The organism is Cellulomonas algicola, from assembly GCF_003851725.1.
GTDB classification, from domain to species: domain Bacteria; phylum Actinomycetota; class Actinomycetes; order Actinomycetales; family Cellulomonadaceae; genus Cellulomonas; species Cellulomonas algicola.
Genome location: NZ_BHYL01000096.1, coordinates 1 through 18,951, shown reverse-complemented (window position 1 = coordinate 18,951; position 18,951 = coordinate 1). Strand labels below are relative to the sequence as shown.

Here is an 18,951-nt window from a genome sequence, read left to right as displayed (position 1 = left end):
CGCCGGCCGGTCACGTCGGCTGCCCGACGTTGCCGAGGAAGCGCCCGATCACCGGGATCTCGGTGACGCCCTCCGCACCGGCCATGACGACGGCCTGCGTCGCGACGTACTCGACGGAGTCGAGGATCGTGTAGCGCGGCACCCAGCCCGGGTCGAACTTCTCGTTGAACTGGCCGAGGGTCGCCATCTGCGTGCCCTGCGACAGCCGCTGCAGGACGGGCCGCGTGAGCTGGTCGAGGCGCGAGCCGCCGCCCTCGTCGTTCTCGAGGACCTCGCGCAGCACCGCGAAGTTGAGTCCGAGACCGGTGTGCCCGCGCGCCTTGAGCTCGCCGATCGTGTGCACGATGTTCGTGTCGATCAGCCCGTTGGGCAGGCCCTCGACGTCGAGGCGGCGGCGCATGACGTCGAGGGACCAGCCGCCGATCGCGGGCGCGGGCACCCACTGGCAGAACGCGTCGACGCGACCCGCGGACGTCTGCGTCACCGACATCAGCAGCCCGGTGTCCGCGGGGTCGAACAGCCGCGACAAGGTCATCGAGAAGCCGCGCTCGGTCTCGCCGCGACGCGACTCGTCGCTCATCGCCTCGATCTGCGCGCGCAGGTGCGGCTCCATCGTCGCCGGGTCGTGGAACGTCGTCGTGTAGCCCGCCCGCTCGACGCGTCCGACGGCCTGCCGCAGCGACTTGTGCGACCCGCCGGCCGTCGTGAAGGTCGTGCAGTCGACGATCGCCTCGTCGCCCAGGTAGACGACGCGCAGGCCCGCAGCCTCGTAGACGCCGAGCCAGTCCTGACCGGCGCCGATCACGGCGACCGACCAGCCGTAGTCCTCGGTGTAGTCGAGGAACTCGGCCCAGGTCTGCTCTCGCTCCTCGGGCGGCCCGATCGGGTCGGGCGACACGAGCGCGACACCCCCGCGCACCGAGTGCGCCACCACCGAGCGCCCGACGAAGAACCAGTCCTTGTCGTCGCGCAGCGCGAAGTAGTCGAGCGTGCCCGTGCCCCAGCGCTGGACGACCGCGCGGGCCCGCTCGCGCTCCTGCGCGTGGTCCGCCGCGTTGAGCTTGTGCGGACGGCGCGGCGACGTGAGCGTCCACAGCAGCGTCAGCAGGAACGTGAGCTCGAGGACGAACTCGACGGGACTGAGGATGCGGGCGAGCCGCTCGATCTCGTCCGTGCCCGGGTCCCGCACGAGCACCCACACGACGAGCCCGACGGTCGTCACCACGACGAACACGACCGCGAACACGACGAGCAGGACCGCGCGCCGCACGTCGCGCCGGTTGGGCAGCACCGGGAAGGACGCGCCCTGCGTCGCCAGCCAGACCGTGCCGACGACGACGGCGGCCGCGGCGAGCACGTCCGGGCCGCGCACGAGGTGCAGCACCGCCGACGCGACGAGCAGGCCGAGCGTGAGGATCCACGACAGCCGGTGGCCGCGTCGCAGCCCGCGGGCGGTGAACAGCAGCACGATCGAGACGGTGATGAGCGCCGGGCGCGCCGACGCCGTCCCCGCGTTCGGCACGATGTCGTCGAACAGCGCGAGGTCGCGCCAGACCCCGCGCAGCAGGCTCGAGACGAGGCCGACGACGGCCAGGACCCAGACGGTCCGCGACGCCAGCACGCGCACGTGCACGCGACGACGCTGCTCGTCGAGGGCGGATCGGTCGACTCGCGGGAGGAGCACGCTGCCCGGCATGCGCCCCAGTCTGCCGGGGGTGACCGTCGGCGCACCCCTCGCGCGGGGTGATCCGTCCGCCGTGCGGCGTCAGACGTCCGGCGTCGTCCCCGCCAGCCGCGCGAGCAGGCCGGCGCGGACCGCGGGCCACTCGTCGGGCAGGATCGAGAAGTACGCGGAGTCGCCGCGCGTGCCGTCGGGGGCGAGGCGGTGGCTGCGCAGCACCCCCTCGGGAACCGCGCCGAGCCGACGGATCGCGCCGACCGAGCGCGTGTTGCGGGTGTCGGCGCGGAACGCGACGCGCTGCATGCCCCACGTCTCGAACGCGTGCGTGAGCATCAGCAGCTTGCAGGCCGGGTTGTTCGACGTCCCCCACCAGCGCGGCGCGTAGTACGTGTGCCCGATCTCGACGCGCAGGACGTGGGTGTCCAGGTCGTAGAACGACGTGCTGCCGCGCACCTCGCCCGTCGCCGCGTCGAGGACCGCGAGCGCGACCCGCCCCGGCGTCGCCCGCGCGCGGTCCACCTCGGCCCGCCAGCCGTCGATCCCGACGGGCAGCGGCGACGACATGCCCGCCCACACCCGGTCGTCGACGAACGCGGCGAGCGCCTCCGCGTGGGTGTCGTCGAGCGGGACGAGGCGAGCACCGTGGCCTTCGAGCGTGACGTCGTGGAGCACGGCGGAAGCGTCGCACGGGTCTGGCAGGGTGGCGACCATGGTTTTCTTGGAGCGCGACGGCGACCTGGACGCCCTCGACCTGGTCGGCGAGGACCTCGACGGGCAGGACGGGTCCCACTCCCGGATCCTCGAGTGCACCTTCACGGACTGCTCGCTCGACGGTGTGCGCCTGGACGGCACGCGCGCGTCGGACACCGCCTGGACGCGCGTGCGGGCCGGGTCGCTGTCCGCGGTGTCGACGACCTGGCTCGACTGCCGGTGGGAGGGCGCGCGGCTCGGTGCGGTCGAGGCGCACGGGTCGGAGTGGACCCGCGTCGAGCTGCACGGGGGCAAGGTCGACTACCTCAACCTGCGCGACGCGACGCTCACCGACGTGCGGCTGGTCGGCGTCATGGTCGCCGAGCTCGACCTGGCCCGGGTGAGGGCGCGCAAGGTCGTCCTCGACGACTGCCGTGTCCGGCGTCTCGACGTCTCGGGCGCGCGGCTCGAGGACGTCGACCTGCGCGGAGTCGTCGGGCTCGAGCGCATCGACGGCCTCGACGGGCTGCGCGGCGCGCGCATCACGCAGGACCAGCTGCTCGACCTCGCCCCGCTCGTCGCCGAGCACCTGGGCATCGTCGTCGGCTGATCACGCGCCCGTCCCCCGCGGGCCGGGCCCCCTCGGCGCGCCCGATCGACGCGGCCTGACGACGAGCGGGCGCCGAGCCGTCGCGGGCGAGTCAGTCGTCGAGGGCCGGACCGCAGGCGGCGGCCGCGGTGGCGGCGAGGGCGTCGAGGCCGTGGACCTGCACGAGGGGGCGGGTGTCGTCGACGACGGTCCAGCAGGCGTCGACGACGTCGTACCGGGCGGTCGGGCCGTCGGCGAGGTAGCGGCGCAGCGCGTCGACGAGGCGGTCGACGGCCTCGCTCGTCGTGCCGACGCCGACGGACGCGCGGATCGCGCCGCCGGACGCGCCGAGGTGCGCGAGGAGCGGGTGCGCGCAGAACCGGCCGTCGCGGACGCCGATGCCGTGCTCGGCCGACAGGTACGCGGCGACGAGGCCGGGGTCGTGGCCGGGGACGGTGAACGTGAGGACGCCGACCGGGTCCGCGGAGTCGGGCCAGATGCGCGCGACCTCGACGCCGTCGATCGTGCCCAGGCCGTCGACCAGGCGGGCGCGGAGCGCCTCCTCGTGCGCGAGCAGCGCGCCGGCGGGCAGGGCGGCGAGCCGGTCGCACGCCTCCGCGAGCGCGATCGCGCCGATGACGTTGGGCGACCCGGCCTCGTGCCGCGCGGGGGCGGGCTGCCAGACGGTCCGGTCGGCGCGCACGTCGCGCACGGCGCCGCCACCGGCCAGGTAGGGCGTGCCGGTGTCGAGCCAGTCGCGGCGACCGACGAGCGCGCCCGCGCCGAAGGGCGCGTACGTCTTGTGGCCGGAGAACGCGACGTAGTCGGCGCCGGTGCGGGCGAGCGAGAAGCCGCGGTGCGGGACGAGCTGCGCGCCGTCGACGGCGACGCGGGTGCCCTCGGCGTGCGCGAGCGCCACGACCTCCTCGATCGGCAGCGACTCGCCCGTCACGTTGGACGCGCCCGTGATCGTCAGGATCGCGTAGGGCTGGGTCGCGAGCTCGGTGCGCAACGCGTCGAGGGTCTCGGCGACGGTCCGGCCGATCGGGAGGATCGTCGTGGTGTTGCCGTGCCGCTGCGACGACTGCACCCACGGCAGCAGGTTGGCGTGGTGCTCGACGTCGAGGACGAGGACCTTGCCACCGGCGGGGACGACACCCGCGAGCAGGTTGAGCGAGTCGGTCGTGTTGCGCGTGATGATCGCGACGTCGTCGGGGCGCGCGTCGACGAACCGCGCGATGCTCTGCCGGGACGACTCGTAGAGGGCCGTGGACACCTGCGACAGGTACCCGGCGCCGCGGTGCACCGACGCGTACAGCGGCAGGACCTCGGTGACGCGGGCGGCGACGGACTCGAGTGCGGGGGCGCTCGCGGCGTAGTCGAGGTTGGCGTAGACCCGCTGGGTGCCGTCGACGAGCGGGACGGTCGTGTCGCCGCCGACGACGGGCAGCAGGGCGGGGACGGGCTCGCGGGTCGACACCGGGGCGTCGACCTCGGCACAGGACGTGGTCTCGGCGATGACGGACATGGTGCTCCTCACGGGTCCGTGGGACCCGGCACCGACGGCCGGCCCCGCGCTTGCCGTCCGCCGGGCGGCGGTCGGCCTGGTCGTCACCCGGGGCACCCCACCGCGGAGGAGGGTTGCCGGCCAGCGAGCCGGGGCTTCGGGCTGGCGCTCATGACCTGACGACGAGGGTTCCGTCGGCGCCCGTGATGTGTCAACGGGACACGTCGGCCGTCTCGGATGACGGGACAGCGTGTCCACTCCTTGGCGCGTCGGCCGCCGGCGCGCGTAGCATCGCGCCAACCATCCAGAGCGGCCGAGAGATCTGGCTCGACGACGCCGCAGCAACCCCCCGGTCCGCCGGGCGAGGGTGCTACCGCCAGGACCGATGGAGGATCGCGATGCCGTACGCCGGTGACCTGACCCCGCAGCAGGCGTGGGACCTGCTCGCGTCCGACGAGCGCGCCCTGCTCGTCGACGTGCGCACCAACGCCGAGTGGCGGCTGATCGGCGTGCCCGACGCCACCGAGATCGGCGGCCGTGCGGCGCTCGTCGAGTGGACGACCCCGCAGGGCCTCAACCCCCGGTTCGTCGACGAGCTCGCCGAGGCGGGCCTGACGCCCGGCGACGAGCGGCCCGTCGTCTTCCTGTGCCGCTCCGGGGTCCGCTCGGTCGCCGCCGCGCAGGCCGCGACCGCCGCCGGGTTCGGCCCCGCGTACAACGTGCTGCGCGGGTTCGAGGGCGACGTCGGCCCCGACGGTCAGCGCGGGCACGTCGGGTGGCGCGCCGAGGGACTGCCCTGGACGACGCTGTGACCGCCGACCGCGTGCCGGGCCGCGTGCCCGGTCCCGGCGACTGGGACGACCGCTCCGTCGACCGCTCGACGCTGCGGCCCGACACGCTCGCCGTCCGCGGCGGGCTCGTGCGGTCCGAGTTCCAGGAGATGTCCGAGGGCCTCTTCCTCACCCAGGGGTACGTGTACGACTCCGCCGCGCAGGCCGAGTCCGCGTTCGCGGGCGACGTCGACCGGTTCCTCTACTCGCGCTACTCCAACCCGACGGTCTCGACGTTCGAGGAGCGCCTGCGCCTGCTCGACGGCGCCGAGGCCGCATACGCGACCGCGACCGGCATGTCCGCCGTCTTCACCGCCCTGGCCGCGCTCGTCCAGCAGGGCTCGCGCATCGTGTCCGCCCGCGCGCTCTTCGGGTCGAGCGTCGTGATCTTCGACGAGATCCTCGCCAAGTGGGGCGTCCGCACCGACTACGTCGACGGGCACGTCCTGTCGCAGTGGGAGGAGGCGCTCTCGACGCCCGCCGACGTCGTGTTCTTCGAGACGCCGTCCAACCCGATGCAGGACCTCGTCGACATCGCCGCCGTGTCCCGGCTCGCGCACGCCGCCGGTGCGACCGTCGTCGTCGACAACGTCTTCGCGACGCCCGTCCTGTCCCGGCCGCTCGACCTCGGCGCCGACGTCGTCGTCTACTCCGCGACCAAGCACATCGACGGCCAGGGCCGCGTGCTCGGCGGCGCGATCCTCGGCTCGACCGAGTACGTGCGCGGGCCCGTCCAGACGCTCATCCGGAACACCGGCCCGTCGCTGTCCCCGTTCAACGCGTGGGTGCTGCTCAAGGGCCTCGAGACGATGTCGCTGCGCGTGCGGCACCAGGCCGCGTCCGCCCTGACGCTCGCCGGCTGGCTCGAGCAGCACCCCGCGATCGCGTCCGTCCGCTACCCGTTCCTGCCGTCGCACCCGCAGCACGACCTCGCGCGCGCGCAGCAGACCGGCGGCGGCACGGTCGTCACGCTCAAGCTGCGCGTCCCCGAGGGCGCGACGCCCGACGTCGCGAAGAAGACGACGTTCGCGTTCCTCGACGCGCTGCGGATCATCGACCTGTCGAACAACCTCGGCGACACCAAGTCGATCGTCACGCACCCCGCCACGACGACGCACCGCAAGCTCGGACCCGAGGGCCGCGCCGCTGTCGGGATCGCCGAGTCGACCGTCCGCCTGTCCGTCGGGCTCGAGGACGTCGAGGACCTCCGCGACGACCTCACCCAGGCCCTGGACGTCGCGGCCGGCTGAGCGCGGCTCGGAGCGGGGCGACGGCGCGACCGTCAGAGACTGACGGCCTCCACACCAGGCAGGTCGGCGAACCGGGCGCGCGCGTCCCGGGACGCGAGGACCCGGCCGGTGTGCGCGGCGTGGGCCGCGATGATCAGGTCGTGCGCGCCCCGGGGGACGCTGGTGCGGCGCACGTGCGCGAGCAGGCGCGCGTGCTGCGTCGCCGTGTGCTCGGTGTAGTCGAGCACGGTGACGTTCTCCAGCACCGCGTCGAGGACGCGCGCGCGGTCGGCCGCTCGGGCCGCGGTGTCGGCGAGCTCGATGCCGCTGCGGAACTCGGCCACGGTCACCGCCGCGATCGCGAGGTCGTCCTCGTCGAGGACGGTCGTGTCAAACGCGCGGCGCTCGTAGGCGATGAGGGTCGTGGTGTCGAGGATCAGTCGCCGACCCACGGGTCCGTCTCGCTGGTCAGCAGTGCGGTCGCCTCCGCGATGTCGGCCTCGAACGCGTCGTCGAGCCGGGGCACCCTGTCGAGCGCCGCGCGCAGGCTCCGACCTGTGCCGGCGGGGACGGGAGCGATGCGCGCGATCGTCCGGTTGCCGCGCGTCACCATGACCGTCTCCCCCCGCTCGACGGCGTCGAGGAGGTCGGAGAAGCCCCGTGAGGCTTCGGTCGCGGTGAGGATGCGCACGCGCTCACGCTAGCATCGAATCAGATTCTCTGATCGATCCGGACGTCGCAGCCCGACGTCCGACCGCCGTTCAAGCACGCCCCCTGGACTGCCGATGACCCGCGCATGCGCACTCCGCGGCCGGTGTTCATCGTCTCGCTCGCCGTCGTCGCCGTCGGCGCGGTTGTGGCCGTGACCGTACCCGGGGTCCTGCGGGCCGTCGACGGGCACCTCCGGGCGGAGGCCGTCGAGCGCGGGGCCGCGCTGCCCATGCCCGACGGCGCCGTCGAGCAGACCGGGTGCCACGTCGACGACCTCGTCGCGTGCTGGGGCGTCGACCGGGCCGTCGCCGACGTCGCCGCCGACCTCGCCGCCGGGCTCGGCGCCACCGACGGCGGCACGCTCGAGCAGGACTGCTCGGCGACCCTCGTGGCGCCCGACCTCGAGTCCGACGCGTGCCACGTGTTCCTGCGCCTCGAACGAGGCCACGGGGTGTTCGCGTTCGTCGACCCGACGGTCGACCTCGACGAGGATGGCGCCTCCGTCGTGACGGGCGCCTCGGTGTCGCTCAGCGCCTGGTGACGAGCCGGGTCGCGCATCGGGGAGGTCGAGCCGTCAGAGCTCGGGGGTGCGGTGTCCGCCCTCGTCGACGCGCACGAACGCCTCCATGACCGCGACGGCGAGCCAGTGCCCGCGGAGCCGTGCCGTGTGCAGCGCCGAACCGGCTCCGCCGGGAGCGGGTGAGGCGAGCGGGTCCGCGCCGCGCGCGAGGAGGTAGGCCGTCAGGTCCACGTGGAGCGGCTCGCCGGTCTGGGTGTGCGCGTCGATCTCGACGTCGACCGCGTGCTGGAGCAGGGTCAGGCCGCCGTGGACCTCCTCGACGTCCGCGCCCTCGTCCAGGAGCGTCCGCAGGCGCGGGAGGTCCTCGTGCTCGACGGCGTCGTGCGCAGGTGTCATGGCGGACATCCCACCAGGTCCGCGTGCGCCGTGGAGCGTCCTCGGCAAGGCGCGCTCGGCCCGGTCAGTCCGGTGCGACCTCGGTGACGCGGCCGTCCTCGACGTGCCAGCGACGCGTCAGGCGGACGGTCTCGAGCATGCGGCGGTCGTGCGTGACCAGCAGGACCGTGCCGTCGAACGACTCCATGGCCTGCTCGAGCTGCTCGATCGCGGGCAGGTCGAGGTGGTTGGTCGGCTCGTCGAGCACGAGCAGGTTGACCCCGCGGGCCTGGAGGAGCGCGAGCGCGGCGCGCGTGCGCTCGCCGGGGGACAACGAGTCGGCCGGGCGGCCGACCTGGTGTCCCGCGAGGCCGAACTTGGCGAGCAGCGTCCGCACGTCGGCGGTCGTCCAGTCGGGGACCTCGCGCGCGAACGCGTCGCCGACGGGCGCGTCGCCCTCGAACGCGGCGCGCGCCTGGTCGACCTCGCCGACGAGGACGCCCGGGCCGAGCGCCGCACTCCCCTCGTCGGGCGCGACCCGGCCCAGGAGCAGGGCGAGGAGCGTCGACTTCCCCGAGCCGTTGGGCCCGGTCACCGCCACGCGGTCCTGCCAGTCGAGCTGCACGTCGACCGGTCCGAGCGTGAAGTCGCCGCGTCGCACGACCGCTGCCCGGGCCGTCGCCACGACCGCGCCCGACCGGGGTGCCGCGGCGATGCTCATGCGGAGCTGCCACTCCTTGCGCGGCTCCTCGACGACCTCCAGGCGCTCGATCATCCGGTCCGTCTGGCGCGCCTTCGCTGCCTGCTTCTCCGACGTCTCGCCGCGGTGGTGCTTGACGTTCTTGTCGTTGTCGGTGGCCTTGCGGCGGGCGTTGCGCACGCCCTTCTCCATCCACGCGCGCTGCGTGCGGGCCCGCGCCTGGAGCGCGTCGCGCCGGGTCGCGTAGTCCTCGAAGGCCGCTCTCGCCTGGCGGCGGGCGGTCGAGCGCTCGTCGAGGTACGCGTCGTAGGAGCCGCCGTAGGTCGCGACGCGCTGGAGGCTGCGGTCGATCTCGACGACCCGCGTCACGGTCCGCGCGAGGAACTCGCGGTCGTGGCTCACGACGACGACCGGCGCCTGGACGCGGTCGACGAACTCCTCCAGCCGGTGCAGGCCGTCGGTGTCGAGGTCGTTGGTCGGCTCGTCGAGCAGGTACAGGTCGAACCGCGACAGCAGCAGCGCCGCGAGGCCGACGCGCGCCGCCTGCCCGCCCGAGAGCGCGGTCATCGGCAGGTCCAGGTCGACGGTCAGTCCGAGGTCGTCCGCGACGACGCCGAGCCGCGCGTCGAGGTCCGCACCACCGAGCGACATCCACCGCTCGAGCGCCTCGGTGAACCGGTCGTCCGCGCCGGGCTCCTCGGCCGCGAGCGCGTGCGACGCGTCGTCCATCTCGGTCTGCGCGGCGGCGACGCCGGTGCGCCGCTCGAGGAACGTGCGGACCGTCTCGTCGTCCTTGCGCTCGACCTCCTGCACCAGGTAGCCGACCTGCGCGGTCGGCGGCGACAGGCTGACCGTCCCGGACTCCGGCGCGCGGCTGCCCGCGAGGATGCGCAGCAGCGTCGTCTTGCCTGCGCCGTTCGGCCCGACGAGCCCGACGACGTCCCCGGGCGCGACGACGAGGTCCAGGCCGGAGAACAGCTCGCGGTCGCCGAAGGCGGCGGACACCGCGCGGGCCTGCAGGGTCGCACTCATGCGCCCATCCTCCCCGACCTCGACGGCCCGGTCCGACGTCAGCGGGCGGCGTCGACGAGCACCGCGATGCCGTCGAGGAGCCGGGCGAGGCCGAACTCGAACGCGCGGTGCGGGTCGTACGCCGCCTGGTTCGCCTCGCCGGCGACCGGTCCGACGCGCGCCACGGTCGGGTAGGCGTCGGCGTCGAAGACCTGGTCGACGTAGGGGGCGGTCGCCTCCCACCACTGCTCCTCGCTGATGCCGGTCAGCTGCTCGGCCTGCGCGCGGTCGAGCACGCCCCGCGCGGCCCCGCCGACGAACCCGTTCACGAGCGTGACGACCGCGTCCATCGTGACCTCGTCGAGGCCCGTGCCGTCGATCGCGCGGAGCTCGACCTCGTACTTCGCCATGACGTTCGGGCCGAGCGGCGGACGGCCCATGGCCGCGACCTGGAGCAGCCAGGGATGACGCGCGAAGACGGCCCAGTTCGCGCGGGCGACGGCCTCGAGGCGGTCGCGCCACGCGGGCTTCTCGACGACTCCCGGGTCGGCGCCCCCCGGCGCGGGAGCCGGTGCCGGTGCGACGGCGGGTGCGACGGCGGGTGCGGCGAGACCGCCGAGCGCGTCGACGACCTCGCCGAGCACCGCGTCGACCATGAGGTCGACCAGCTCGCCCTTGCCCGGGACCCACGTGTAGAGGGTCATGGCGCCCACGCCGAGCTCGGTCGCGACGCGGCGCATCGACAGTGCGCCGAGCCCCTCGGCGTCCGCGAGCGCCACGGCGGTCGCGACGACGCGGTCCACGGACAGCCCGGCGGCGGCACCGCGGCCGCGCGGGGCGGCGGGCTCGGCGGTGCGCCAGAGCAGGGCCATGCTGCGGGCCGGGTCGCCGGTCCCGGTGTGCTCCGTCATGACCTCATCCTCCCTGCCGGGAACAGGTGGAGACGTCCGTGCGTTCTTGTCGTACGCTGTACGATAAGCGCTCCCGTCCGAGGAGGTCCACCCATGCCCACGTCCACCGGATCCCCGACCATCCGCGCGGCCGGCACCGCGACCGCGGCGACCGCCCCTCCCGCCGTCCGCGTCCGCGGGCTCACCCGCCGCTACGGCGAGACCACCGTCCTCGACGGCCTCGACCTCGACGTCGAGCACGGCACCGTCCACGCCCTGCTCGGCCCCAACGGCGCCGGCAAGACGACCACCGTCCGCATCGTCTCCACGCTGCTCGACCCCCACGGCGGCACCGCGCACGTCGCCGGGTACGACGTCGTCCGCGACGCCGCGCGGGCGCGCCGCCGGCTCGGCCTCGTCGGCCAGCACGCCGCCGTCGACGAGATCCTCGGCGGGCGCGACAACCTCGTGATGTTCGGCCGCCTCTCGCACCTCGGCACGCGCGACGCCCGCCGTCGCGCCGACGAGCTGCTCGACCGGTTCGACCTCGCCGACGCCGCCGACCGGCCCGTCGGCACCTACTCCGGCGGCATGCGCCGACGGCTCGACCTCGCCGCGGGGCTCGTGCTCGACCCGGAGGTGCTGCTCCTCGACGAGCCGACGACAGGCCTCGACCCGGGCGGCCGGCGCGAGGTGTGGCAGGCCGTGCGCGAGCTCGTCGCCGGCGGGACCGCGGTGCTGCTCACCACCCAGTACCTCGAGGAGGTCGACCAGCTCGCGTCGCAGGTGAGCGTGCTCGCGCAGGGCCGGCTCGTCGCCCGCGGGACGCCCGACGAGCTCAAGGCGTCCATCGGCCAGGACCGGCTCGACGTCGTCGTCCGGGCCGAGACGGACCTGCCCGCCGCGCGGGCGGCGCTCGATGCCGTCGGCACCGACGTCGAGACCGACGTCGCGACCCGACGCGTGACCGCCACGGTCGTCGACCGGGTCGCGGCGCTCACGCACGTCGTCCGCACGCTCGACGACGCACGCGTCCCCGTCGACGACGTCGCCCTGCGACGGCCGACCCTCGACGAGGCGTTCCTGCACCTCACCGGCGTTCCCGCCGACGCCCCGGCCGGGACGTCCGCCCGGTCCGCCTCCGACTCCCCCGCCGCCGCGACCGCCGAGGAGGCCTCCCGATGACCGTGACCACCACCCGAGCGCGCACCGCCCCACCCGTCCCGTCGGGCGGCCCGTCGTGGGCGCTGCGCGACGCCTGGACCGTGACCCTGCGCGACCTCGGCCACTGGCGGCGCCAGCCGTGGGACCTGCTGATCGGGCTCGCGTTCCCGCTGCTCCTGCTGCTCATGTTCGGGTACCTGCTCGGCGGCGCGATCGACGTCCCCGGCGGCTACATCGAGTTCCTGTTCCCCGGCATGCTCGCCGTCACCATGGCCTTCGGCCTGGAGTCGACCATGACGGTCGTCGCGACCGACGTGCAGCGCGGCGTGACCGACCGGTTCCGGTCCCTGCCCATGTCCCGGGCCGCGGTCCTGCTCGGCCGCGCGATCGCCGACATGCTCTCGTCGGTCGTCGGGCTGCTCGTCCTGCTCCTCGGCGGGCTGGCCGTCGGGTGGCGGTGGCACGAAGGGCTCGGGAACGCGCTCGTCGCGCTCGGCCTGCTGCTCCTGCTGCGGTTCGCGTTCCTGTGGCTCGGCATCTGGCTCGGGCTGCTGTTCCGCGGGCAGGGCGGCGTCACGGCCGTGCAGATCCTCGTCTGGCCGTTCGCGTTCCTGTCGAACGCGTTCGTCCCGATCTCGACGATGCCCGGGTGGCTCGAGGCGCTGTCGGCGTGGAACCCGATCACCGCGACGATCGCCGCGACGCGCGACCTGTTCGGCAACCCCACGGTCGCGAGCACCGGCTGGGCCTCCGAGCACGCGCTGCTGCTCGCGGTCGTCTGGCCCGTCGTGCTGGTCGCCGTGTTCGGCGTGCTCTCCGTGCGCCGGTGGACGCGCCTCGGCCGCTGACGGGCCGGTCGTGACCGGGTGGTGCGTCGTGCGTGCGCGGCGCACCACCCGGTGGTCGTGACTCCGGATCCGCCGCCGACGCTCCCGCGGGGACACGCCTGTGGAGGACCGGACTGCCGACGTCGTGACCGCCGTATCCTCCACGGCATGCGTCTCCTGCTCACCGGTTCCAACGGCTTCCTGGGGACGCGGATCGTCGCCGACGCGCACGCGCGCGGCTGGGACGTCGTCGGGCTCGGGCGGTCGGCCACCGCGACCAACGACGTCGACACCTACGTCCGGCACGACCTGTCCCGCCCGCTGCCCGACGACGCCGTCCCCGGGCCCGTCGACGCGGTCGTGCACTGCGCCGCGCTCGCGTCCCCCTGGGCACCCCCGCGCGCGTTCGTCGCGGCGAACGTCGACGCGACCCGCCACGTCGCGCGGTGGGCCGCCGACCACGGCGCGCCACCGCTCGTGCACGTCTCGTCGTCGTCCGTGCTCTACCGCGACGAGGACCAGCACGACCTCACCGAGGACAGCCCCGTCCCGCCCGACGACGAGCTGCTCAACGCCTACGCGCGCACCAAGCGGATCTCCGAGCGCGTCGTCGACGGCTACCCCGGCCCGCACGTGGTCGTGCGACCGCGGGCCGTGTTCGGCGTCGGCGACACCGTCCTCCTGCCCCGGATCCTGCGGCTCGCGCAGGGCGGGCTGCTGCCCGTGCTCGAGCGCCGCGACGGGCCGCCCGTGCGCACCGACCTCACCGACGTCCACACCGCTGCGCACTACGTGAACGAGGCCGTGGAGCGCGGCGCCACCGGGCTGTACCACCTGACGAACGCCGAGCCCGTCGACCTCTACCCGTTCCTGCTCGGCATCCTCGCGCGGCTCGGCGCCCGGCCGCGGACACTCCACGTCCCGCCGTCGGTCGTCCGGGCGCTCGCGGGCGCCGGGGAGCAGGTGTCGGCCACGCTGCTCGGCTGGCGCGAGCCGCCGATCACGCGTTTCGGGGTGTCCGTGCTCTCGCGGTCCAAGACGTTCGACATGACGCGGACGCTGCGCGACCTGGGCGCCCCCGCGGTGTCGCTCGACGAGAGCGTCGACCGGCTCGTGCGCGCGCATGGGTGAGGCTGCGCTCGCCGTCGCGGCCCTCCTCGTGGTGCTCACCGCCGTCCGGGGCAACCTCGCCGCCGCCGCGATCGCCTCGCCCGCCCGTGTCGCACCCGGGCAGGACCTCGCCGACGTCACCGTCCTCGTCGCGGTCCGCTCCGGCGACCCCCTGCTGCCCGACGTGCTCGCGTCCTCCGTCCGGACCCTCGCCCCCGCCCGGGTCCTGCTGCTGGTCGACCACGACGACACGGCCGGACGTGCCGCGGCGACGGCCGCCGCCGCGCAGGCCACCGACCCTGATGCTGCCGTCCCGGTCGATGCCGCCCCCGCGCAGGCCACCGCGCACGAGGCTGCGGTCCTGATCGACGCCGCCGAGGTGCCCGCCGCCGCGACGGCTGCCGCCCGGCGCGCCCCCGCCCCGGAGGTCGTCGACGAGGTCGGTGCCGTGCGAGGCGGGGGCGCACGACGCCCGCACGTCGAGGTCGTCGTGTGCCCGCCACCGGAGCCCGGCGTCAACCCCAAGATCCACAAGCTCGCGCTCGCCGACGTGCAGAGCGGCACGGTCGTCCTGCTCGACGACGACACCGCCTTCCCCGCCGGCGGGCTCGCACGGCTCGTCGGGGCGCTGGCCGACGCCGACCTCGCGACCGGCGTCCCCGTCTACCGCGAGCAGGGCGGGCTCTGGTCCCGACTGCTCGCCGCGTTCGTCAACGGCTCGGCCCTCGTGACCTACCTGCCGCTCGCGCGAGTCGGGCCTCCCGTCAGCATCAACGGCATGGTCGTGGCGCTCCGGCGCGACCGGCTGGAGGCGGTCGGCGGGTTCCCCGCGCTCGCGACCGCCACGTGCGACGACTACGCGCTCGCCCGGCTGTTCCGCGCGCACGGCCTGAGGGTCGTCCAGACCGCGCAGCCCGCACTCGTCGCCACGACCGTCCCGGGCGCGGCCGCCTACCTGCGGATCGTCCGGCGCTGGCTCCTGTTCGCCGGCGAGGTCGTCCGCCGTGACCTCTCGGCGCGGCTCCTGCTGCTCGTCCTCGTCCCGACGGCCTTGCCGCTCGCGACGGTCGCGCTCGCCGTCGCCTCCGGCTCCCTCGCCGCCGTCGGCGCTGCGCTCGCCGCCCTCGCCGTCTCCGCGCTCGTCACCCGCGCGCTGCGCCGACAGGTGACGGCCGCCATGCCACCGGACGCGGCCTCGGCCGACCACATGGCGTCGCCGATCCAGGCAGGGCCGCCCGCCCACGCAGGCGTGGGGGCGGGGTGGCTGGGCGTGCTGCTCGAGCCGGTCGCCGCCGTGCTCGCGCCGCTGCAGGCCCTCGCGGCACAGCTCGGTCCTCGGACCGTGACATGGCGCGGGCGCCGCGTGCGCGTCGGGATCGGGTCGGCGCCGTGAGGTGGCTCGACGCGCACGCGTCGGCGCGCCCGGTGGCCGACGTCGTCGACGCCCGCGTCGCGTGGCTCACCGGGCAGAGCTCGTGGACGCACTCCGCCCTCTCGCCCGCGCAGCACGCGGTGCTCGACGCCCTCGCCGTCGACGGCTGGACGCCCGTGCGCGTCGGCTTCCCGTGGACCGACCGCGCCGTCGCGCCGTACCGCGCCGCGCCGCTCGTCGTCGCGTCGGCCCGGAACGCCGTCCAGTGGGCCGCGGCGCGGCCGGTCACCGCGTTCACGCGCGAGACCGCCCGGCACCTCCAGGCGCTGCTCGACCGGACACGTCAGGACCTGCTGCTGCTCTGCGGCAGCACGGGTGCGCGGATGGCCGCGGCGGCCGCACCGCTGGTCGTCGTGCCCGACGGACTGCACGTGCACGTCGTCGGCCTCGGGCCTGTCGGCGCCTTGCCGCCGCCGGGCGGCGTGTGGACGGTGCACGCCGTCCGCGGCTCCGCCGACCCGCTCAGCCGGTGGGGCTTCCGCGGTCACGTCGACGTCGACGTGCCCGGCGGGCACCTCGCGGCGGCCACGTCCCCCGCGGCGATCGCCGCGGTGCGCCGCCTCGTCGGTCGTCCGCGCAGCAGCGGCCCGTCGGCACCGCCCACCGCCGACGTCGCCGTGGCCCACCCCGCCGGCGACCCCGGTCGCGACGGACCTTCCGCGCAGCGCGGACGTGGCGACGCACGACCGCGGGGTGCGTCGTGAGCGCCCGGCTGCTGCTGGTCGCGCCGCCGTTCGCCGGCCACCTCAACCCGCTCGTCACGCTCGGCCGCGGCCTGCGCGACCGCGGGTTCGACGTCCGCTTCGCGACGGGCGCGACGAAGGTCGACCTGCTGCGGGAGCACGGCTTCGCCGCCGACGCGCTCCTGCCGGACGACCCGCACGTGTTCGACCGGATCGCCGACACGAACGGGCCGGTCCGGTCGAACCCGCTGCTGCTCACGCGCCAGCTCGCGGCGAACCTGCGCCTGCTCCCCCGCGCCCGCTCGGAGATCGACGCCCTGGTCCGGCGGGACCGTCCCGACGCCGTGCTCGCCGACTTCACGGCACCGGTCGCGGGCATGGTCGCGCTCGACCACGGTCTGCCCTGGCTCACGACCATGCCGACCCCGTTCGCGCTCGAGACGCGCACGGGCACGCCCTCCTACTGCGGCGGCTGGGGACCGGCCCGGCACGCGGGCCACCGCGTACGGGACGCTGTCGGTCGCACCGCCACGCGCGTGACGAAGCGGGCGATGCAGCGCGTCCTCGCGCCCGCGTTCCGCGCCGCCGGGACGGGTGTCTACCGGGCCGACGGGTCGGAGGCCGCCTACTCGCCGACCCACATCCTGGGGCTCGGGATGACCGAGCTCGAGCTCGACCGCGACTGGCCCGCGGCGTTCCGCATGGTCGGCCCGGTCACCGGCACCCCGGAGGCAGGAGCCGCGCCGCACCTCCCCAGCGGCGCACGCGTGCTCGTCACGCTCGGTACGCACCTGCCGTGGGCCAAGGACCGACTCGTCGAGGAGGCCCGGGCGCTGGCCGACGGCCTGCCCGGGCACGAGGTCGTCGTGAGCCTGGGAGACGCGGCCCGACGCTCCCCCGACCCGCTCGTCGTCGACGGGCGGGTGCACGTCTACGCCCACCTCCCCTACGACGACGTCCTCCCCGGCTGCGCGGCCGTCGTGCACCACGGCGGCGCGGGCATCACCTACAGCGCGATCCGCGCCGCCGTCCCCGCGGTCGTGTGCCCGCAGGACTACGACCAGTTCGACTTCGCCGCACGCATCGTCGCGGCCGGTGCGGGCGTCCGGGTGCGGCGCCTGGACGGCCGCCGCGTCGCCGAGGCCGTGCGCGCGGTGCTCGACTCCGACCGCTCTCAGCTGGACGCGCTCGCCACCGCGGCCGCCACGTACGACCCGGTCGCCGGGGTCGCCGACGCGATCGACGACGCGCTGAAGGGCCACCGGACCGCGGACGGTCGCTGACCCCGTCCCGCATGCCACGGCATCGCGCCCGACGAACAGCGCGGACGCGAGAGCACGACCTCGGAGCTCGCACGGCGGCCCGCGTGTCGGGTCGACACGCGCGGCCCCACGAGACGGCTCGGTCTCGCGCGAACCCGCGGGCGCCCGTCGCCGTCCGGCGGCCGGGCGACGTGAGCGACGGAGTCCGCGTGCTGCTGCGGGACGGCTCGGGGTCGGGCCCGGCCGCCGAGGTCAGCACGCCCGCCCTACCGGGACGGCTGGGGGTCGCGCCCAGCGCCGAGGTCAGCACGCCCCGGCGGGGACGGCGGGGTCGCGCCGGACGCGTCGGCGCTTGACGAGCGGGTCCCGCGGCTCGACCTCGCCGGGCACGACCGACGGCACGGCGAGCCCGGCGTCGGCGAGCGCGCGCTCGAGCGAGCGTCGGGCGGCGTCGAAGGCAGTCGCGGGCTCGACGGCGAGCCGCAGGGCGTCGGTCGCGGTCTGGTCCACGCGGAAGTCGTCGACCTCGGGCACCGCGAGCACCGCGGCCCGGACGAAGTCGGGGTGGAACGATCCGAGGGCCGGCGCCGCCACGCCCGCTCGCGCGAGCCAGAGCACGTCGTCGGACCGGCCGACGATCTCGCGGACCGCGAGCATCGGGGAGCCGCACGGACAGGGGTCCTCGTCGGGCACCAGGACGTCGCCGACCCGGCGGCGCAGCACGGCCTGGCTGCTGCGGAACAGGTCGGTCACGACGGGCACGAACCGTCCGCCGCCGACGTCCTCCCGCTCGACGACGACGAGGTCCTCCGCGAGGTGCAGCCGCCCGTGCCGACAGCTCGCCCCGAGGAACCCTTCGGCGGCCTGGTAGACCTGGTCGACCCGCACGCCGAGCCCGTCCTCGACGACCGCCGCGTCGTGCGGGTCGAGCACCTCCGCGACCGACAGCACCCGCTGCGGTCGCAGCCCGAGCCCTGCACGGGCGACCGCGACCAGCACGGACGGCGGCGCGACGAGCACGGTCGGGTCGGCGGCGCGGATCTCGTCGAGCAGGCGGTCCTCGTCGAGCGCGAGGTCGACGAACCGGAAGCTCACGCGTCCGCCGTCGACGCTCTCGTAGAGCGGCCCGCCCGCGCGCAGGACGAGCGTCACGCGAGCCCCGGCGAGAAGACCGTCCGGGAGCGTGCGGGCCAGGACCTCGCCCGCCCACCGGTCGCGCTCGGCGGCCGACGTGAGGAACGCGGTCTGCCGGCCTGTCGTCCCGGAGGAGAGGCCGACGGAGAGCCCGCGCAGGGTGGTGCCGAAGTCGCGTCCCCGCTCGGCGGACCGGGCGGCCGCGAGGCACTCGTCGAGGCCGACGCCACGGACGTTGAGGTCGGCGAAGCGCGCGAGCACGTCCACCTTGTCGACGACCGGCAGGTCGGTGAGCGCGCGCGGCGTCGTCCCCGCGTAGAAGGCGTACCGGCGCGGGGCGAGCCGCAGCACCCGACGCAGGTGCCGGTCCTGCCACGCCTCGAGCGCGGCCCGGCCGGCGAACGTCCGATGCCGCGCCCGCGCGTAGTGCCACACGACCCGTGCCCGGCTCACGCCCGCACCTCCCGGGCCACCCCGTCGGCGGACGTCCGTCGCCGTCCCGGCGCGTCGCGCCGGGCGACGCGTGCCCGGCTCACGGCTGGCGCTCCGGGACGCGCCGGTCTGCGGACGCGTCCGCCGGCGTGCCACGGACAGGGTGCGGGGCAC

Annotated in this window: 19 protein-coding genes and 2 riboswitches; of the genes, 10 read left to right on the top strand and 9 right to left on the bottom strand. The window is 75.4% G+C overall.

Features of this window, described 5'->3' with window-relative positions:
- Nucleotides 1-10 precede the first annotated feature (10 nt).
- Nucleotides 11-1,696, bottom strand: a complete 1,686-nt coding sequence (locus CTKZ_RS07265) for a bifunctional lysylphosphatidylglycerol flippase/synthetase MprF (protein WP_124342330.1) — start codon at nt 1,694-1,696, stop codon at nt 11-13.
- Between the two features lie 69 nt (nt 1,697-1,765).
- Nucleotides 1,766-2,353: a GNAT family N-acetyltransferase gene (locus CTKZ_RS07260; protein WP_124342329.1), complete on the bottom strand. Its 588-nt coding sequence runs from the start codon at nt 2,351-2,353 to the stop codon at nt 1,766-1,768.
- Nucleotides 2,354-2,390: 37 nt separating this feature from the next.
- Between CTKZ_RS07260 and CTKZ_RS07255 the strand changes: the two genes are divergently transcribed.
- Complete coding sequence (locus tag CTKZ_RS07255) at nt 2,391-2,981, top strand: pentapeptide repeat-containing protein (protein ID WP_124342328.1); 591 nt, start codon at nt 2,391-2,393, stop codon at nt 2,979-2,981.
- A gap of 91 nt (nt 2,982-3,072) precedes the next feature.
- Here CTKZ_RS07255 and CTKZ_RS07250 read toward each other — a convergent pair whose 3' ends face one another.
- Nucleotides 3,073-4,488, bottom strand: coding sequence for an aminotransferase class V-fold PLP-dependent enzyme (locus CTKZ_RS07250; RefSeq protein WP_124342327.1), 1,416 nt, complete (start codon nt 4,486-4,488; stop codon nt 3,073-3,075).
- 41 nt (nt 4,489-4,529) lie between these two features.
- Nucleotides 4,530-4,644: riboswitch (SAM riboswitch) on the bottom strand.
- A gap of 120 nt (nt 4,645-4,764) precedes the next feature.
- A riboswitch (SAM riboswitch) is annotated at nt 4,765-4,859 on the top strand.
- Nucleotides 4,860-4,865: 6 nt separating this feature from the next.
- On the opposite strand from CTKZ_RS07250, the gene CTKZ_RS07245 reads away from it, so the two are divergent.
- On the top strand, nt 4,866-5,279 hold the full coding sequence (locus CTKZ_RS07245; RefSeq protein WP_124342326.1) for a rhodanese-like domain-containing protein: 414 nt from the start codon (nt 4,866-4,868) through the stop codon (nt 5,277-5,279).
- 23 nt (nt 5,280-5,302) lie between these two features.
- Nucleotides 5,303-6,547, top strand: a complete 1,245-nt coding sequence (locus CTKZ_RS07240) for an O-succinylhomoserine sulfhydrylase (protein WP_371852343.1) — start codon at nt 5,303-5,305, stop codon at nt 6,545-6,547.
- A gap of 32 nt (nt 6,548-6,579) precedes the next feature.
- Here CTKZ_RS07240 and CTKZ_RS07235 read toward each other — a convergent pair whose 3' ends face one another.
- Complete coding sequence (locus CTKZ_RS07235) at nt 6,580-6,978, bottom strand: PIN domain-containing protein (RefSeq protein WP_124342325.1); 399 nt, start codon at nt 6,976-6,978, stop codon at nt 6,580-6,582.
- Nucleotides 6,963-7,217 (bottom strand): type II toxin-antitoxin system Phd/YefM family antitoxin, encoded by a 255-nt coding sequence (locus CTKZ_RS07230; RefSeq protein ID WP_124342324.1) that lies wholly within the window; start codon nt 7,215-7,217, stop codon nt 6,963-6,965. Before CTKZ_RS07230 ends, CTKZ_RS07235 begins: the two co-directional genes overlap by 16 nt.
- Nucleotides 7,218-7,322: 105 nt before the next feature.
- On the opposite strand from CTKZ_RS07230, the gene CTKZ_RS07225 reads away from it, so the two are divergent.
- Nucleotides 7,323-7,778 (top strand): hypothetical protein, encoded by a 456-nt coding sequence (locus CTKZ_RS07225; protein WP_124342323.1) that lies wholly within the window; start codon nt 7,323-7,325, stop codon nt 7,776-7,778.
- Between the two features lie 33 nt (nt 7,779-7,811).
- Here CTKZ_RS07225 and CTKZ_RS07220 read toward each other — a convergent pair whose 3' ends face one another.
- The 3 genes from CTKZ_RS07220 to CTKZ_RS07210 all read right to left on the bottom strand — a co-directional run bounded on the left by CTKZ_RS07220 (nt 7,812) and on the right by CTKZ_RS07210 (nt 10,754).
- On the bottom strand, nt 7,812-8,153 hold the full coding sequence (locus tag CTKZ_RS07220; protein WP_200829668.1) for an ankyrin repeat domain-containing protein: 342 nt from the start codon (nt 8,151-8,153) through the stop codon (nt 7,812-7,814).
- Between the two features lie 64 nt (nt 8,154-8,217).
- Entirely contained in the window at nt 8,218-9,864 is a 1,647-nt protein-coding gene (locus tag CTKZ_RS07215; RefSeq protein WP_124342321.1) for an ABC-F family ATP-binding cassette domain-containing protein, read from the bottom strand.
- A 38-nt stretch (nt 9,865-9,902) separates the two neighbouring features.
- Entirely contained in the window at nt 9,903-10,754 is an 852-nt protein-coding gene (locus CTKZ_RS07210; RefSeq protein ID WP_124342320.1) for a TetR/AcrR family transcriptional regulator, read from the bottom strand.
- 93 nt (nt 10,755-10,847) lie between these two features.
- Between CTKZ_RS07210 and CTKZ_RS07205 the strand changes: the two genes are divergently transcribed.
- The 6 genes from CTKZ_RS07205 (at nt 10,848) to CTKZ_RS07180 (ending at nt 17,232) form a co-directional block, all read left to right on the top strand.
- Nucleotides 10,848-11,918: an ATP-binding cassette domain-containing protein gene (locus tag CTKZ_RS07205; RefSeq protein ID WP_124342319.1), complete on the top strand. Its 1,071-nt coding sequence runs from the start codon at nt 10,848-10,850 to the stop codon at nt 11,916-11,918.
- Entirely contained in the window at nt 11,915-12,745 is an 831-nt protein-coding gene (locus CTKZ_RS07200; protein ID WP_124342318.1) for an ABC transporter permease, read from the top strand. Before CTKZ_RS07205 ends, CTKZ_RS07200 begins: the two co-directional genes overlap by 4 nt.
- 147 nt (nt 12,746-12,892) lie before the next feature.
- Nucleotides 12,893-13,855, top strand: a complete 963-nt coding sequence (locus CTKZ_RS07195; RefSeq protein ID WP_124342317.1) for an NAD-dependent epimerase/dehydratase family protein — start codon at nt 12,893-12,895, stop codon at nt 13,853-13,855.
- On the top strand, nt 13,848-15,227 hold the full coding sequence (locus tag CTKZ_RS07190; RefSeq protein ID WP_124342316.1) for a glycosyltransferase: 1,380 nt from the start codon (nt 13,848-13,850) through the stop codon (nt 15,225-15,227). The genes CTKZ_RS07195 and CTKZ_RS07190 overlap by 8 nt, the downstream gene beginning before the upstream one ends.
- Nucleotides 15,224-15,970: a hypothetical protein gene (locus tag CTKZ_RS07185; protein WP_124342315.1), complete on the top strand. Its 747-nt coding sequence runs from the start codon at nt 15,224-15,226 to the stop codon at nt 15,968-15,970. Before CTKZ_RS07190 ends, CTKZ_RS07185 begins: the two co-directional genes overlap by 4 nt.
- Entirely contained in the window at nt 15,967-17,232 is a 1,266-nt protein-coding gene (locus tag CTKZ_RS07180; protein ID WP_124342314.1) for a glycosyltransferase, read from the top strand. Before CTKZ_RS07185 ends, CTKZ_RS07180 begins: the two co-directional genes overlap by 4 nt.
- A gap of 282 nt (nt 17,233-17,514) precedes the next feature.
- Here the strand turns inward: CTKZ_RS07180 and CTKZ_RS07175 are convergent, their stop codons facing one another.
- Complete coding sequence (locus CTKZ_RS07175; RefSeq protein WP_160142850.1) at nt 17,515-18,798, bottom strand: F390 synthetase-related protein; 1,284 nt, start codon at nt 18,796-18,798, stop codon at nt 17,515-17,517.
- Nucleotides 18,799-18,951 lie beyond the last annotated feature (153 nt).